Below are 1,140 nucleotides of genomic sequence, written 5' to 3' on the forward strand. Positions count from 1 at the left end.
TATTCGACACTTGGCGGCTTGGTTGGGAACACCTCGCGATGGACGTAGCCGTCGCGCTGCAGTTCGTGCAGGGTTTGGGTCAGCATGCGCTGCGAGATGTCGGGAACCAGCCGCCGCAGTTCACCGAAGCGATAAGGCTTTTCCGCAAGCGCCGTTACCAGCAACGGGCTCCATTTGCCGTTCATGCCTTGCATGACGTCGCGAACCGGGCAATTGGCGAAATTGGCGCCGTCCGTCATCGCCTTGTAGATCTCGATCTTCGATTTCAGATTGACGATCTTGCCGTCCATCGCTGGTTCCCTGCGTGTGCCTACCTCCCGGAAAACTGCCTTCTTTACGGGGAGCGGTCAATTCCTAATTTAGTGCTGGTCTCTTTTTGAGACCATCAAGAGCACCCGCCGCTTCGGCGCAACATCAGGATCACTCCATGAGCGAAACCCTTCTCGTCACCGGCGCCTCCGGCCAGCTTGGCCGCAGCGTCCTGCGCCATCTGCTCGACGCGCAGAAGATTGCGCCGGCGCGCATCATCGCCACCACGCGCAATCCCGAAAGCCTCGCCGATCTCGCGGCGCTCGGCATCACCGTCAGGGCGGCCGACTTCAATGACCAGGCCTCGCTGGAACAGGCCTTCGAAGGTGCCGACCGAGTGCTGATCATCTCGACCGGCGACCTCGACCTCAAGAGCGACCGGCGCCTCAAGCAGCATCAGGCCGCGGTAGCCGCCGCCAAGGCGGCCCGCGTTTCGCATCTGCTCTACACCTCGATGCCCAATCCGGAGCCGGGCTCGCCGGTGCTGTTTGCCGGCGACCACTACGGCACTGAACAGGCGATCAAGGCGAGTGGTATCGCCTACACGATCTTCCGCAACGGCTGGTACCAGGAGAACCTGTTCCTGGCGCTGCCGCACGCAATTGCCTCGGGCAAGTGGTATACGTCGGCGGGCGAAGGGCGTATCGCCCATGGAGCGCGCGACGACATGGCCGCCGCGATTGCCGCCGGCCTCGCTTCCGGCTCGACCGACAGCCGGATCCACACGCTGACCGGCCCGCAGGCCTATACGACGACCGAGATCGCCGCCCTCGTTAGCGAGGTCACCGGCAAACCGCTTGAAGTCATTCAGTTGCCCGACGAGGCCCTGAC

At 63.2% G+C, this 1,140-nt stretch carries 2 protein-coding genes; one reads left to right on the top strand and one right to left on the bottom strand.

Features of this window, described 5'->3' with window-relative positions; translation table 11 throughout:
• A partial coding sequence (locus EOA33_RS36425) for a helix-turn-helix domain-containing protein (RefSeq protein WP_145989536.1) occupies window positions 1–290 on the bottom strand: 290 nt, incomplete at its 3' end.
• A gap of 137 nt (window positions 291–427) precedes the next feature.
• Between EOA33_RS36425 and EOA33_RS36430 the strand changes: the two genes are divergently transcribed.
• Window positions 428–1,140 (top strand): NmrA family NAD(P)-binding protein (locus EOA33_RS36430; RefSeq protein ID WP_127407778.1); only part of this gene is annotated, 713 nt, incomplete at its 3' end.

Origin of the sequence: Mesorhizobium sp. M4A.F.Ca.ET.050.02.1.1, assembly GCF_003997725.1 — a bacterium.
In the GTDB taxonomy this organism is placed as follows: domain Bacteria; phylum Pseudomonadota; class Alphaproteobacteria; order Rhizobiales; family Rhizobiaceae; genus Mesorhizobium.